The sequence below is a fragment of the Roseateles chitinivorans genome, assembly GCF_050632235.1.
Classification (GTDB): Bacteria; Pseudomonadota; Gammaproteobacteria; order Burkholderiales; family Burkholderiaceae_C; genus Roseateles; species Roseateles chitinivorans_A.
This window is the reverse complement of record NZ_CP192584.1, coordinates 5,439,602-5,453,738: the sequence shown is the minus strand read 5'-3', so window position 1 is coordinate 5,453,738 and position 14,137 is coordinate 5,439,602. Positions and strand designations below refer to the sequence as shown.

The following is a 14,137-nucleotide window of genomic DNA, read 5'->3' as shown; positions in this document are numbered from 1 at the left end:
GAATGAGCAAGGCATTGATCGTTTCCACGGCCCGCACCCCGCTCGCGAAGAGCTGGAAGGGCTCGTTCAACATGACCCACGGCGCGACGCTGGGCGGCCACGTGGTGCGCGCGGCGCTGGAGCGCGCCGGCATCGAGGGCGGCGAGGTCGAGGACGTCCTCATGGGCTGCGCCACGCCCGAAGGCGCGACCGGAAGCAACATCGCGCGCCAGATCGCGCTGCGCGCCGGGCTGCCGGTGAGCGTCGCGGGGCAGACCATCAACCGGTTCTGCTCCAGCGGCCTGCAGACCATCGCCACGGCCGCGCAGCGCATCATCGCGGGCGAGGCGGAGGTGTTCGTCGCGGGCGGCGTGGAGAGCATCTCCTGCGTCCAGAACGAGGCCAACCGCCACATGATCCACGAGAGCTGGCTGTCGGCGCACAAGCCCGAGATCTACTGGTCCATGCTGCAGACGGCCGAGAACGTCGCGCAGCGCTACAAGATCCCGAAGGAGCGCATGGACCGCTACGGCGCGGCCAGCCAGCAGCGCGCCTGCGCCGCGCAGGCCGAAGGCCTGTTCAACGCCGAGATCGTGCCCATCACCGTGATGGCCGGCGTGGCCGACAAGGTGCGCGGCATGATGACCCGCGAGGTCACCGTGAGCGTCGACGAAGGCCTGCGCGTGGGCACCACCTACGAGAGCATCAAGGACATCCGCACGGCGACGCCCGGCGGCGTGGTCACCGCCGGCAACGCCAGCCAGTTCAGCGACGGCGCCGGCGCCTGCGCGATCGTCAGCGAGTTCTACGCCGAGAAGAAGGGCCTCAAGCCGCTGGGCCGCTTCCTCGGCTTCGCCGTGGCCGGCTGCGAGCCCGACGAGATGGGCATCGGCCCGGTCTTCGCCGTGCCCAAGGTGCTCAAGCGCCTGGGCCTGAAGGTCTCGGACATCGACCTGTGGGAGCTGAACGAGGCCTTCGCCGTGCAGGTGCTGTACTGCGCGGACAAGCTCGGCATCCCGATGGACAAGTTGAACGTCAACGGCGGCGCGATCGCGCTCGGCCATCCGTATGGCGTGTCGGGCCAGCGCCTGACCGGCCATGCGCTGATCGAGGGCAAGCGCCGCGGCGCCAAGCGCGTCTGCGTCACGATGTGCATCGGCGGCGGCATGGGCGCCGCCGGCGTGTTCGAGATCCTGTGAGCCGGCGCAGGTCGAAGGTCGCCGCGTCGCGGGCGGCGGCTGATGCATTGCCGGTGCCTGCGGTGTTCAGGGCGTCCGCGGCGGCTGCCGCGATGGGCGTGCTGTTCGCGCTGGCCGCGGCGCCCGCCGGTGCCGCGGGTCGCAAGGAGCCGCCGAGCGAGGTCGAGGAGCAGGCGGTCGCCGGCATCCATGACGCGCTGCGCGCCAGCGACTGCGCGCTGGTGGCCAGCCGGCTCAACGACGGGCTCAAGCGCAAGTACCCCTCGGTCTATCTGCTGGCCGGGACCCTGTACGAGCAGGGCCTCTGCCTGAAGCGGGACTGGGACCGCGCCGCGCGCCTGTTCGAGCAGGCCAACGACGCGGGCGAGCCGCAAGGCCGGCAGCGGATGATCGCGGGCTTGGCCGAGGGCGGCCGGGACCGCGCGGCGGCGATGTACTGGGCCCTCGAGGATCCGTCGGGACTGCCCGAGGAATGCCAGGCCGGCCGCGATCTGCGCAACGAGCCCGAGGCCTACGTCGCGCAGCTGCGCCGCTGGCCCGCGGGCCGCCTCGACGCCTGCGTGTACCTCGTGGGCGTCGTGAACGCGATCGCCGGAGAGATCGAGTATCCCAGCGTCGGCACCGCCTACGCGGTCTACGGCCGCTACCGGATGGACTTCAATCCGGCGACGGCCACCGTCGAGTGGGAGGAGCTGGAACTGCGCCTGGGCACCATGACGGGCGCGATGAGCGGCGACGACGTGCGCGACCGCGACAGCGTCCGCGTCAAGCAGACGCTGCGCGCCGCGCTCCAGGAGACCAGCCACCGTGCGCTGAAGCGTTTCGCCAAGCCGGCGAGCGTGCCGGCGGGGTGGCGCCTCCAACGCGATTTCGCGTTCAACCTCCACGGCTGAGCGCGCCACGCGCCAGGCCTTGACGCCATCCAGGAGGGCGCGATGCGCCAGACCCTCGACTTCCTGCTCTACGACTGGCTGAAGGTGCAGGACCTCGGCCGGCGCGAGCGCTTCTCGGAGCACGCGCGGGAGACCTTCGACGCGGTGCTCGACACCTGCGAGAAGATCGCCCGCGAGAAGTTCGCGCCGTTCAACCGCCTGGCCGACACCGAGGAGCCGCGCTTCGACGGCGAGCGGGTGCATCTGCCGAAGGCGACGCACGAGGCGCTCGCCGCCTACGTCGGCTCCGGCATGCTGGCCGCCGCGCAGGACTACGCGCACGGCGGCATGCAGCTGCCCTGCGTCGTCGAGATGGCCGCCAACTGCTTCTTCAGCAAGGCCAGCGTGTCCCTGGGCGGCTACGCGATGCTGACCAACGGCAACGCCAACCTGCTGATGGCGCACGGCACGGACACGCAGCGCGAGGTCTTCGCGATGAACGAGCTGTCCGGGCGCTGGTTCGGCACGATGTGCCTGTCGGAGCCGCAGGCCGGGTCGTCGCTGTCCGACGTCGCCACGCGCGCGGATGCCGATGGCGCGGACTTCGAGGCCGATCCGCTCGGCCCGCGCTACCGGCTCACCGGGAACAAGATGTGGATCTCCGGCGGCGAGCACGAGATCACCGAGAACATCGTCCACCTCGTGCTGGCGAAGATCCCCGGCCCCGACGGCAAACCGCTGCCGGGCACCAAGGGCATCTCGCTGTTCATCGTGCCCAAGCACCTGGTGGACACGGACGGACAGCTCACCGGCGAGCGCAACGACGTGGCGCTCGCGGGCCTGAACCACAAGCTCGGTTACCGCGGCACGACCAACTGCCTGCTCAACTTCGGCGAAGGGCGTCAGACGCCGCGCGGGAAGAAGGGCGCGATCGGCTACCTCGTCGGCAAGCCCGGCGACGGCCTGCGGCAGATGTTCCACATGATGAACGAGGCCCGCATCGGCGTCGGCCTCGGCGCCGTGATGCTGGGCTACGCCGGCTACGAGGCCAGCCTGGAGTACGCGCGGCAACGTCCCCAAGGTCGACCGGTCACGACCGCCGGCGTCAAGGATGCGGCGCGGCCTCAGGCGCTGATCATCGAGCACGCCGACGTCAAGCGCATGCTGCTGGCGCAGAAGAGCTACGTCGAGGGCGGACTCGCCCTGGAGCTGTTCTGCGCGCGGCTCGTCGACGAGCAGCACACGGGGTCGGAAGACGAGGTGGCCGCCGCCAAGCGGTTGCTGGAGGTGCTCATCCCCATCGCCAAGAGCTGGCCCAGCGAGTGGTGCCTGGAGGCGAACTCGCTGGCGATCCAGGTGCTGGGCGGCTACGGCTACACGCGCGATTTCCCGGTCGAGCAGTACTGGCGCGACAACCGCCTGAACATGATCCACGAGGGCACGCACGGCATCCAGGCGTTGGACCTGCTGGGCCGCAAGGTCGTGATGGACGGCGGTCAGGCGCTGATGGCGCTGGCCGCGCGCATCAGCGACACCGCGCAGCGCGCCGGTCAGGTGCCAGGTCTTGCCGAAGCGGCCAACGAGCTCGGCGCGGCGCTGGCCGCCGTCGGCGGCGCCACGAAGAAGGCCTGGTCCACCGGCGAGCCGGAAGCGGCGCTCGCCAACGCGACGCCCTACCTGCAGGCCTTCGGGCACACGGTGCTGGCGTGGATCTGGCTGGACGTGGCGCTCGCGCTCGACGGCCGGGACGATGACTTCGCCCATGGCAAGCGCGCCGCGCAGCGCTACTTCTTCGCCTACGAGCTGCCGAAGATCCACGCCTGGCTGGGCGTGGTCGCGCGGCGCGAGGCGCTCACGCGCGAGATGCGCGACGCGTGGTTCTGAACAACATCAAGGAGACGACGATGAGCAGCAAGGTGCAAGACCTCTTCGACCTGACCGGCCAGGTGGCGCTGGTGACCGGCGGATCGCGCGGCCTCGGGCTGCAGATCGCCGAGGCGCTGGGCGAGGCCGGCGCGACGCTGATGCTGAGCTCGCGCAAGGCGGCCGACCTGGAGGAGGCCGTGGCGCATCTGAAGGCGCGCGGCATCGAGGCGCAGTTCGTGGCCGCCGACGCGTCTGACGAGACGCAGGCGCGCGGCATCGTCGAGCAGACGCTCGCGAAGCTCGGCAAGATCGACATCCTCGTCAACAACGCCGGCGCGACCTGGGGCGCGCCCGCCGAAGACCATCCGGTCGAGGCCTGGGACAAGGTGATGGACCTCAACATCCGCAGCCTGTTCGTGATGAGTCAGGAAGTCGCGAAGCGCAGCATGATCCCGCGCAAGTCGGGCCGCATCATCAACGTCGCCTCGATCGCCGGCCTGGGCGGCAACAGCGGCATGATGAAGACCATCGCCTACAACACCAGCAAGGGCGCGGCGGTGAACTTCACCCGCGCGCTGGCCGGCGAATGGGGCGTGCACGGCATCACCGTCAACGCGCTGGCGCCCGGCTTCTTCCCCAGCAAGATGACCAAGGGCCTGATGGCCGCGATCGGCGAGGAGAAGCTCGCCGAGCACGCCCCGCTCAAGCGCATCGGCGATGATGAGGACCTCAAGGGCGCCGCCCTGCTGTTCGCGAGCCGCGCCGGGAAACACATCACCGGGCAGATCCTCGCGGTCGACGGTGGCGTGTCTGCAGTCCACGGCAGCTGATCCCGCCGCACTCCTTTCCGTCCCATGTCCGAGCCGCTGAAGTTCCCCGTCCACATCCCCTTCGTCCAGCAACTGGGCTTCGAGCTGACCCGCATCGACGACGGCGAGGCCGAGTTGCGGGTCGACATCCGCGAGCTGCACCTGAACTCGTGGGAAGTGGCGCACGGCGGCGTGCTGATGACGCTGCTGGACGTGGCGATGGCGCATGCGGCGCGCAGCGCGCACCGCGACCAGCCGGACTTCGGTCCCGGCGTGGTCACGGTGGAGATGAAGACCAGCTTCATGCGCCCCGGCGAGGGCGCCTTGCGCGCGGTCGGCCGGCTGCTGCACCGCTCGACGACGATGGCCTTCTGCGACGGCTCGGTCTATGGCGAGGACGGCAAGCTCTGCGCCCATGCGACCGGCACCTTCAAGTACCTGAAGGCGCTGCCCGGGAAGGGCCGCAGCCTCAAGACGCTGCAGCGCAGCGAGGACTGAGCGCGCGGACGACGCTGAAGGCGAAGGCGTTGAAGGCGCTGGGCGCCTGAAGCGTCGATGGCCCCAGGAAAAGCACGCTCGTTCTTTTCTGTCGCGCGAGGGACGCGACGGGCATGGTCCGCGTGGTTCAATCGTCGGCATTCCGTCACGGATCGAGGGGCGCCCGCGCCGCGCGATCCCGTTCCACGCGCCATGTCCTGACGTGGCCGACATCGACCGAGGAGCCTTCCATGAGCCCAGTGAACCGCCAGATCCATCTGGCTTCCCGCCCGACCGGTGAGCCCGGTACCGACAACTTCAAGCTGGTCGAGCAGGCGATCCCTGACCTGACCGACGGACAGGTGCTGGTCCGCAACCACTACCTGAGCCTGGACCCCTACATGCGCGGCCGCATGAACGACAGCAAGAGCTACGCCGCGCCGCAGCCGCTGGATGCCGTGATGATCGGCGGCACCGTGGGCGAGGTGGTCGCGTCGAAGAACGCGCACTTCTCCGTCGGCGACAAGGTCGTCGGCATGGGCGGCTGGCAGGAGTACCAGCTCGTCGACGCGAACCAGCGCGGCGTGCTGCAGAAGGTCGACACGACGCATGTGCCGCTCTCCGCGTATCTCGGCGCGGTCGGCATGCCGGGCGTGACGGCCTGGTACGGCCTGGTGAAGATCATCGATCCGAAGCCCGGCCAGACGGTCGTGGTCAGCGCCGCCAGCGGCGCCGTGGGCGGCGCGGTGGGCCAACTGGCCAAGGTGCGCGGCGCGCGCGCCGTGGGCATCGCCGGCGGCGCCGACAAGTGCCGCTACGTCGTCGAGGAACTCGGCTTCGACGCCTGCATCGACTACAAGCAGCACGGCGACCTGAAGTCGCTCAGCGGCGCGCTGAAGGCCGCCTGCCCGGACGGCATCGACGGCCACTTCGAGAACGTCGGCGGCATGATCCTCGACGCGGTGATGCTGCGCTCGAACGCGTTCAGCCGCATCGCCATGTGCGGGATGATCGCCGGCTACAACGGCGAGCCGATCCCGCTGACGCTGCCGCAGCTGATCCTCACGAACCGGATGAAGATCGAGGGCTTCATCGTCTCCGAGCACATGGAGGTGTGGCCCGAGGCGCTGAAGGAACTGGGCACGCTGGTCGCTACGGCCAAGCTGAAGTTCCGCGAGAGCGTCGCGCAAGGCCTGGAGAACGCGCCCGAGGCCTTCCTCGGCCTGCTCAAGGGCCGCAACTTCGGCAAGCAGCTGGTGAAGCTGGTCTGATGGCCGGCCCGCGCTGGATCAGCCAGCCTTTCGACGAACTCGGTGTCCGAGGCCTCTACCGCGCGCTGCGTCTGCGCGCCGAGGTCTTCGTCATCGAGCAGCGCTGCATCTACCTGGATCCCGACGGGCTCGACGAGCACGCCTGGCATCTGCAGGGCATGGGGCAGGGCGCCGATGGCGGCGAGGCCCTCTTCGCCTACGCGCGGCTGCTGCCGCCCTCGATCGGCGACGGCGCGGCCCGCATCGGCCGCGTGATCACGGCGCCGACGGCCCGCGGCGGCGGCCTGGGCCGCGCGCTGATGAGCCAGGCGCTGCGCGAGTGCGAGAAGCTCTGGCCGGGGCAGCCGATCGAACTCGGCGCACAGGCCCATCTGCGCGAGTTCTACGGCAGCTTCGGCTTCCTGCCGATCTCGGACGTCTACGACGAGGATGGCATCCCCCACATCGACATGCGCAAGGAGGCGACGCCATGAGCGGACCCACCCCCGAGTCCTCGTCTTCTTCCTCCTCCGCTTCGGCCGGTCTGCCGTCGGCCGACGACCTCGTCCTGCACCACTACAGCAGCTCGCCCTTCGCCGAGAAGGCGCGGCTGATGCTCGGTCTCAAGGGTCTGGCCTGGCACTCGGTGACGGTGCCGATGGTGCTGCCCAAGCCCGACGTCGTGGCGCTGACCGGCGGCTACCGCCGCACGCCGTTCCTGCAGCTCGGAGCCGACATCTACTGCGACACCGCGCTGATCGCCGAGGTGCTCGAAGGCCGGCGTCCGACGCCCGGCCTGTTCCCCGCGGCCGTCGCCGGCCACGCGCGCACGCTGGCGCAGTGGGCCGACACCGACCTGTTCTGGACGGCGCTGCCCTACGCGATGCAGCCGGCGGGCGCGACCGCGCTGTTCGCCGGCGCGCCGCCGGACATGCTGAAGATCTTCGTCGCCGACCGCAAGGCGATGAGCGAGGGCATGCCGCAGGTGCGCGGCGTCGACGCCGGCGCGGCGCTGACGCAGTACCTCGACTGGCTGTCGGCCATGCTGTCCGACGGCCGGCCGTGGCTGCTCGGCGACCAGACCAGCATCGCCGACCTCAGCGTCTACCACCCGCTGTGGTTCGTGACCCGGACCGGGCCGCTGGCCGAGATCTTCCAGCCGCACGAGGCGCTGCGGGCCTGGATGGCACGTGTCGCCGCGATCGGGCACGGCGAACGCGCGGGCAAGCTCGACGGCGCCGGGGCGATCGCGCTGGCGAAGGCGTCGACGCCGCGACCCGCGCTGGTCGAGGAGGGGCTCGGCTTCGCCGCCGGCGACGCCGTGACCGTCACGCCGTACGACTACGCGCGCGACGCGGTCGCCGGGGAACTCGTGGGACTCACCTGCCGCACCGTGACGGTGGCGCGCGAGGACGACCGCGCCGGCCGCGTGCACGTGCACTTCCCGCGCATCCGCTACACGCTGAAGGCGGCGTAGTCCGTCCGGCCCGCCGACGACACGACGGGCCCACCGGACATCGAAGAACAAGACATCGACGATCAAGGAGACAGGCGCATGAAGGACTATCAAGGCAAGACGGCGGTCATCACCGGTGCGGGCTCGGGCTTCGGGCTCGAGGTGGCGCGCATCGCCGCTGCGCGCGGCATGAACCTGGTGCTGTGCGACGTGCAGCAGGACGCGCTCGACAAGGCGGCCGCGGAATTCGCCGCGCACCCGGTGCTGGCGCGCCGCGTCGACGTGTCCAAGGCCGACCAGATGGAGGCGCTGGCCGCTGCGGTGCTCGAGCGCTTCGGCGCGCCGAACGTCGTGTTCAACAACGCCGGCGTGGGCTCGGGCGGACTGATCTGGGAGAACTCGCTCGCCGACTGGGACTGGGTGCTGGGCGTCAACCTGATGGGCGTGGTGCACGGCGTGCGGCTGTTCACGCCGATGATGCTGGAGGCTGCCGGCAAGGATCCGGCGTGGCAGGGCCACATCGTCAACACCGCCTCGATGGCCGGCATGCTGAACCCGCCCAACATGGGCGTCTACAACGTGTCCAAGCACGCGGTGGTGTCGCTGAGCGAGACGCTGTACCAGGACCTGGCGCTGGTGACGGAGCAGGTGCGCGCGTCGGTGCTGTGCCCGTTCTTCGTCCCGACCGGCATCACGCAGAGCCACCGCAACCGGCCCGGGGAACTCGGTGCCGGCAAGCCGACCAAGAGCCAGCTGATCTCGCAGGCGATGACCGACAAGGCGGTCAGCTCCGGCAAGCTGACCGCGGCGGATGTCGCGCGCCTGGTGTTCGAGGCGATGGACGAGGACCGCTTCTACATCTTCAGCCACCCGCAGGCGCTCAAGGGCGTGCAGACGCGGCTGGAGGACGTGATGCAGCTGCGCAACCCGACCGATCCGTTCGAGGACAAGCCGGAGATCGGCCAGAAGCTGAAGGAATCGCTGCGGGCCTCGCTGCGCGGCTGACCCCGGGCGGGACGCTCCCGGACGGCGCACGGGCGTGCGTCGTCGGCACCTGACACTTCTGACAGGGACCACCCTGGATGCGGGAGAGCCCTTCCCCTCCAAAGGGGGTGTGGGCTCACAATGGTCCCGTGGTCCCGTTCGAACTCCCCGAATCTTCCGCATCCTGCCGCGGCTGCTGCCGATCCTGGTGGTGGCCCTGGCGGCGTGGCTCGCCTTGGCGGGACAGGGACATGCGGACCCGCGGGACTGGCTGACGGCCGAGGAACGCGCCTGGGTGGCGCAGCATCCGGTGCTGCGGGTCGGCGGCTCGGCCAGCTACGGCCCGTTCACCTACGTCGACGAGGAAGGCCGTCTCACCGGCCTGTCGATGGACTACACGCGGCGCCTGACGGAGCTCACCGGGCTGCACTTCGAATTCCAGCCGCCGCGGCCCTTCGCCGACAACCTGGACGCGCTGGCTGCCGGCACGCTCGACGTGCAGATGTCCTTGCGCGAGACGCCGGACCGCGCGCAGCGCTTCGGCTTCACGCGGCCCTACATCACGGTGCCGGCGGTGCTGCTGCGCCGCGCCGGCGCGGGCGACGATCCGCTGCGGCCGGGCGAGGCGGTGGCGGTGGCGCGGGGCTACGCGGTGACGGAGTTCCTGCGCGACCGCTACGCGACCAACCCGCTGCAGGTCGAGATCGACGACCGCACCGTGCTGCGCCGGCTGGCCGGCGGCGAGGTCGGCGCGGCGGTGATGGACCTGGCCGGCGCGACCTACCTGATGCGGCGCGACGGCATCGGCAACCTGCGCGTGGTGGACGACATCGGCTTCGCGTACGGCCTGGGCATCGGCTACCGCCGCGACTGGCCGATGCTGGGCCGCATCCTGGACAAGGCGCTGACGCGCATCGGCGACAGCGAGCGCCAGGCCATCGCCGACCGCTGGATCACGCAGGACACGGCGGCGATGCGCTGGCAGCGGCGGACCTTGTGGGGCGTGGGCATCGCCCTGGCGCTGGTGGCCGCGGGGCTCGGGGTGACGCTGCTCTGGAACCGCGCCTTGCAGCGCCAGGTGCGCCTGCGCGGCGAGCTGCTGCAGCGCGAGCTCGTCGAGCGCATGCGGCTGCAGGACGTGGACCGGGCGCGCGAGCTGGCCGAGGTCACCAGCAAGACCAAGAGCGAGTTCCTGTCCCAGGCCAGCCACGAGCTGCGCACGCCGCTGAATGCGGTGCTGGGCTTCGGCCAACTGCTCGCCCACGATCCGAAGCGTCCGCTGGACGAGGTGCAGCAATCGCGGCTCCGGCACATCGACGAGGCGGCCAAGCACCTGCTGGTGCTGATCGAGGACATGATGACGCTGTCGCGCGTCGAGTCGAACACCTTGACCGTGCAGTCGCTGCCGCTGCAGGCGGGGCCGCTGCTGCGCCGGGTGGTGGAGCTCGCGCAGCCGGCGGCCGAGGCGGCCGGCGTCGACCTGCAGGTCGGCATGACGCCCGAGGAGGACAGCACCCTGCCGCTGGTGCAGGCCGATCCCATCCGGCTGGAGCAGGTGCTGCACAACCTCATCTCCAACGCCATCAAGTACAACCGGCGCGGCGGCTGGGTGAAGGTCCGCGCCTGCGCGGAGCCGCGCGGCTTCCGCATCGAGGTGGCCGACAACGGCATCGGGCTGAGCCCCGAGCAGCGCTCCCAGCTGTTCCAGCCGTTCAACCGGCTGGGGCGTGTGGAGCAGCCGGGGCACGGCATCGGGCTCGTCATCTGCAAGCAGCTGATGGAGCGCATGGGCGGCCGCATCCTCGTCGACAGCGAGAGCGGGCAGGGGTCCCGGTTCACGCTGGAGCTGCCCGCCGTGCCGGCCGCGGCCTAGCCGGCAGCACGCGCGCGCCGCGCAGGGCGCTCGCCCCTTGCCCCTTGCCCCCTTAACGCCCTTGGCGCCAGGTCCGCTAGCGCGCCAGCCAGCCGCCATCCACCGCCAGCGTGTGCCCATGCACGTATCGCGCGGCGTCCGAGGCCAGGAACACGATCGCTCCCGTCAGGTCCTGCGGATCTCCCCAGCGTCCCGCCGGGATGCGCGCCAGGATGGCCTCGTTGCGTTGGGCGTCCTCGCGCAGCGCCGCGGTGTTGCTGGTGCTCATGTAGCCTGGCGCGATCGCGTTGACGTTGATGCCGAGCGGCGCCCATTCGTTGGCCAGCGCGCGGGTCAGCCCGAGCACGCCGCTCTTGCTGGCCGTGTACGACGGGACGCGGACGCCGCCCTGGAAGGACAGCATGGACGCGACATTGACGATCCGCCCGCCCGATCCCTGCGTCACGAAGCGCTGCGCCGCCGCCTGCGACAGCCGGAAGACGGCGCCGAGGTTGACCGCCATCACCTCGTCCCAGTCGGCCTCGCTGAAGTCGATCGCCGCCTGGCGCCGGATGATGCCGGCGTTGTTGACCAGCACGTCGATGCGTCCGTTCACCGCGGCTGCGGCGGCATCGATGAGACCGGCCGCGTCGCTGCGGTCCGACAGGTCGGCGCCGAGGTCCGCGTTCAGGTCCACGTAGCGCCGGCCGAAGGCGCTCACTGCCGCCGCCAGGTCGCCGGGATCGGAGCGGTTGATGCCGACGATGTCGGCCCCGGCCTGGGCCAGGCCCAGCGCCATCGCGCGGCCCAGGCCCGTGTTGCAGCCGGTGACGACGGCCGTGCGGCCGGCGAGGTCGAAGAGGGGAGGGTGCTCATGGTCAGAACTTCACGTCCAGGCGGAGTGCCGTGTAGCGGAAGGCGTCGCGCGCCGGGGTCCACGTGGTGTGGGGCTGGGAAGGGCCGCTGTTGGTGGGATTCACGCGCCAGGTGCCCAGGCCGCTGAAGCCGGTGTTGGCGTAGTGGCGGTCGAACAGGTTGTTGATGAAGAACCCGAGCTGGTAGCGCCCGCCCTTGGCCTTCAGGCCGAAGCCGACGTTGACCACGGTCACCGCCGGCGACATCAGCGACGGATCCTGGTTGATGTTGGTCTGCACCTCGCCGCGGTGGCGCAGGTTGCCGCTGAAGAACAGGTTGAACGGGGCGTCGGTCAACGCGAGGTCGTAGCGCCCCGACAGCCCCAGCTTCCATCGCGGCGCGTTGGGCATCACGCCCCCGGCCAGGTCCTGGGTGTTCTGTCCGCCGTAGACGGGGTTGTTGCGGACGCACTCGGGGTTGAAGCCGCCGTTGGCCGTGCCGCCCACGTTGTAGCAGGGCGCGTTGGGCCAGTCGGAGACCGTCGCGCGGGTGTAGGCCACGTCGGCGTTGACGATGAAGTCGGGCGTGACCAGCGCCGCCACGTCCATCTCCAGGCCGCGCGTCTGGACCCCGCCGATGCTGCTCAGGCGGGTCACGTAGGTCGAGGTGCCCGGCAGGTAGCCGCCCGAGTTCTGCTGGTAGTCCTTGAACCGCGTGTCGAAGGCCGCGAGGTTGACCGTCAGCCGGTTGGCGAAGAAGTTCCCCTTCATCCCCAGCTCCCAGTGCCGGGCCGACTCCGACGGCACCGGCTGCTGCGCGGCGGTCTGCGCGGTCAGCCCGCTGGTGATGTCGTAGGCCTTGCCCTTGTAGCCGGTCGAGGTCATCACGTAGGCCATCACGCCCGGCGTGAACTGGTGCTGCAGGCTGAGCTTGCCGGTCGTCGAGTCCTCCTTGTTGTGGCGGCTCGAGTAGGACGCCGTCGGCGTGAAGTCAGCCGGCGGCGGATTGCCCAGGGTCAGGCCGTAACCCGAGACCTGGTGGTTCTGGCGCAGGCCCGCCACCAGCGTCGTGCCGGGCCGGAACTCCCAGGACGCCTGGCCGTAGATCGCGGTGTTGCGGTTGGAGGTGTCGCCGAAGTACGCGATCGGGGTGGACAGCGCGATGCCGTCGAAGCCGCGCACGAAGCTGCGGTCGATCTCCGTGCTGGCCCACCAGAGTCCGGCCACGTAGCGCAGGTTGCCGGTGTCCGACGAGGTCAGGCGCAACTCCTGCGTCTTGGAGTCGATCACGTAGGTGCCGGACTGCACGTAGCCTGCGTCGCGGCCGACGGTGGACTTGCCCGCGGCGATCGGGAAGTACAGCAGCGTGTGGACGTCGGTGAAGTCCTGGTCGCGGTAGTCGTTGGCCGTGTAGCGCTGCGTCGACGTGATCGAGGTCAGCGTCATGCCGTTGGGTGCGGCGTAGTTGATCCGCAGCGAAGCGCCCTTGGTCTCCGACTCGATGCCGGTCGGCGAGTCCATGCGCACGTCGCGGTTGGCCGGTCCGGGCGTGATGCCGGCCAGCAGCAGCGAGGCGGGCAACGCCGCGACGCCGCTCAGGTAGCCGCTCTGCAGGTTCCCGAAGCTGGTCAGCGCATAGGTGCAGCAGTCGTTGCGGGTCTTGTTGTAGGTCGGCGTGAACTCGACGTCGATCTCGTCCGTCGGATGCCACGCCAGCTTCATCATCAGGGTGCGGTCCCGGCTGCCGTTGACCTTCTTCCCGGTGGCGAGGTTGTTGAGGTTGCCGTCGAACTCGCTGCCGGCTGCCGCGATGCGCAGGCCGAGCCGGGGCGCGATCTCGCCGCCCATCGAGACCCGCAGCCGCTTCTCCCCGTCGTCGGTGATGAAGGCGCTCGCGTCGCCGCGCAGCGCGCCGCCGATCGGCTTGGTCGTGATCAGCATCGCGCCGGCGATGGCGCTCTTGCCGAACAGCGTGCTCTGTGGACCCTTCAGCACCTCGACCCGCTGCACGTCGGCCAGGTCGCGGAAGGCCATGAACTGCGCGCTCATGGGGACGTCGTCGATGATGACCGACACGTCGGACTCGACGCCGATGCCGATCGACGAGGTGCCGATGCCGCGCATGTTCAGGCCGTTGTTGGCCGGCGTGGAGCCGTAGGTGACCGTCAGCGCGGGCGTCAGCTCGATGACGTCCTCCAGCGAGCGGACGTTGCTGCGCTCCAGCCGCTCGCTGGTGAAGACCGAGATCGCCAGCGGCACGCTCTCCAGCCGCTCGACGCGCTTGCTGGCGGTGACCTCGACGCGCTCCAGCTGCGGTCGCTCCGCAGGCGGATCGTCCTTGGGTCTGGCGTCCTCCTTGGGCTTGGCCGCCTGCGGCGCCTCAGCCTTGGTATCCGCCTGGGCCTTGGCGGCTGCTTCCGCCGTCTGTGCCGCCTGCGGCGATGGCTGGGCCTGCTGCGCCTGCGCCGACTGCGCGGCCAGGGTCAGCAGTGCGACGGCGATCGGCGTCCTTCCGGGTACGAACCTCTTCATTGCCTGT

At 70.3% G+C, this 14,137-nt stretch carries 12 protein-coding genes; 10 read left to right on the top strand and 2 right to left on the bottom strand.

Features of this window, described 5'->3' with window-relative positions; genetic code table 11:
• Nucleotides 1–2: 2 nt before the first annotated feature.
• The 10 genes from ACQ859_RS24825 to ACQ859_RS24780 all read left to right on the top strand — a co-directional run bounded on the left by ACQ859_RS24825 (nt 3) and on the right by ACQ859_RS24780 (nt 10,765).
• A complete protein-coding gene (locus tag ACQ859_RS24825; protein WP_431263214.1) occupies nt 3–1,178 on the top strand; it encodes an acetyl-CoA C-acyltransferase in 1,176 nt (391 codons plus the stop codon).
• Nucleotides 1,179–1,240: 62 nt separating this feature from the next.
• Nucleotides 1,241–2,071: a hypothetical protein gene (locus tag ACQ859_RS24820; RefSeq protein ID WP_431263213.1), complete on the top strand. Its 831-nt coding sequence runs from the start codon at nt 1,241–1,243 to the stop codon at nt 2,069–2,071.
• A 42-nt stretch (nt 2,072–2,113) separates the two neighbouring features.
• On the top strand, nt 2,114–3,934 hold the full coding sequence (locus ACQ859_RS24815) for an acyl-CoA dehydrogenase (protein ID WP_431263212.1): 1,821 nt from the start codon (nt 2,114–2,116) through the stop codon (nt 3,932–3,934).
• A gap of 20 nt (nt 3,935–3,954) precedes the next feature.
• Nucleotides 3,955–4,746 carry an SDR family oxidoreductase gene (locus tag ACQ859_RS24810; RefSeq protein WP_431263211.1) on the top strand — a complete coding sequence of 264 codons (792 nt, stop codon included), beginning with the start codon at nt 3,955–3,957 and terminating at the stop codon, nt 4,744–4,746.
• Between the two features lie 24 nt (nt 4,747–4,770).
• Nucleotides 4,771–5,223 (top strand): PaaI family thioesterase, encoded by a 453-nt coding sequence (locus ACQ859_RS24805; RefSeq protein WP_431263210.1) that lies wholly within the window; start codon nt 4,771–4,773, stop codon nt 5,221–5,223.
• A 230-nt stretch (nt 5,224–5,453) separates the two neighbouring features.
• The gene (locus tag ACQ859_RS24800; protein ID WP_431263209.1) at nt 5,454–6,473 is read left to right on the top strand and encodes an NADP-dependent oxidoreductase; all 1,020 of its coding nucleotides are present in this window, start codon (nt 5,454–5,456) and stop codon (nt 6,471–6,473) included.
• The gene (locus ACQ859_RS24795; RefSeq protein ID WP_431263208.1) at nt 6,473–6,946 is read left to right on the top strand and encodes a GNAT family N-acetyltransferase; all 474 of its coding nucleotides are present in this window, start codon (nt 6,473–6,475) and stop codon (nt 6,944–6,946) included. The genes ACQ859_RS24800 and ACQ859_RS24795 overlap by 1 nt, the downstream gene beginning before the upstream one ends.
• A complete protein-coding gene (locus tag ACQ859_RS24790; RefSeq protein ID WP_431263207.1) occupies nt 6,943–7,929 on the top strand; it encodes a glutathione S-transferase family protein in 987 nt (328 codons plus the stop codon). Before ACQ859_RS24795 ends, ACQ859_RS24790 begins: the two co-directional genes overlap by 4 nt.
• Before the next feature lie 78 nt (nt 7,930–8,007).
• Nucleotides 8,008–8,913, top strand: a complete 906-nt coding sequence (locus ACQ859_RS24785; protein WP_431263206.1) for an SDR family oxidoreductase — start codon at nt 8,008–8,010, stop codon at nt 8,911–8,913.
• Nucleotides 8,914–9,100: 187 nt separating this feature from the next.
• A complete protein-coding gene (locus ACQ859_RS24780) occupies nt 9,101–10,765 on the top strand; it encodes an ATP-binding protein (protein ID WP_431263205.1) in 1,665 nt (554 codons plus the stop codon).
• Between the two features lie 76 nt (nt 10,766–10,841).
• Here the strand turns inward: ACQ859_RS24780 and kduD are convergent, their stop codons facing one another.
• Together kduD and ACQ859_RS24770 are read right to left on the bottom strand one after the other, a co-directional pair.
• On the bottom strand, nt 10,842–11,543 hold the full coding sequence (gene kduD, locus ACQ859_RS24775) for a 2-dehydro-3-deoxy-D-gluconate 5-dehydrogenase KduD (protein WP_431263204.1): 702 nt from the start codon (nt 11,541–11,543) through the stop codon (nt 10,842–10,844).
• 79 nt (nt 11,544–11,622) lie between these two features.
• A complete protein-coding gene (locus tag ACQ859_RS24770; protein ID WP_431263203.1) occupies nt 11,623–14,130 on the bottom strand; it encodes a TonB-dependent receptor in 2,508 nt (835 codons plus the stop codon).
• Nucleotides 14,131–14,137 lie beyond the last annotated feature (7 nt).

Excerpts from the sequence above, each read along its gene's own strand:
- ACQ859_RS24825 (WP_431263214.1), top strand. The coding sequence starts at position 3 with ATGAGCAAGGCATTGATCGTTTCCACGGCCCGCACCCCGCTCGCGAAG.
- ACQ859_RS24815 (WP_431263212.1), top strand. The coding sequence starts at position 2,114 with ATGCGCCAGACCCTCGACTTCCTGCTCTACGACTGGCTGAAGGTGCAG.
- ACQ859_RS24810 (WP_431263211.1), top strand. The coding sequence starts at position 3,955 with ATGAGCAGCAAGGTGCAAGACCTCTTCGACCTGACCGGCCAGGTGGCG.
- ACQ859_RS24805 (WP_431263210.1), top strand. The coding sequence starts at position 4,771 with ATGTCCGAGCCGCTGAAGTTCCCCGTCCACATCCCCTTCGTCCAGCAA.
- ACQ859_RS24800 (WP_431263209.1), top strand. The coding sequence starts at position 5,454 with ATGAGCCCAGTGAACCGCCAGATCCATCTGGCTTCCCGCCCGACCGGT.
- ACQ859_RS24795 (WP_431263208.1), top strand. The coding sequence starts at position 6,473 with ATGGCCGGCCCGCGCTGGATCAGCCAGCCTTTCGACGAACTCGGTGTC.
- ACQ859_RS24790 (WP_431263207.1), top strand. The coding sequence starts at position 6,943 with ATGAGCGGACCCACCCCCGAGTCCTCGTCTTCTTCCTCCTCCGCTTCG.
- ACQ859_RS24785 (WP_431263206.1), top strand. The coding sequence starts at position 8,008 with ATGAAGGACTATCAAGGCAAGACGGCGGTCATCACCGGTGCGGGCTCG.
- kduD (WP_431263204.1), bottom strand. The coding sequence starts at position 11,543 with ATGGCGCTGGGCCTGGCCCAGGCCGGGGCCGACATCGTCGGCATCAAC.
- ACQ859_RS24770 (WP_431263203.1), bottom strand. The coding sequence starts at position 14,130 with ATGAAGAGGTTCGTACCCGGAAGGACGCCGATCGCCGTCGCACTGCTG.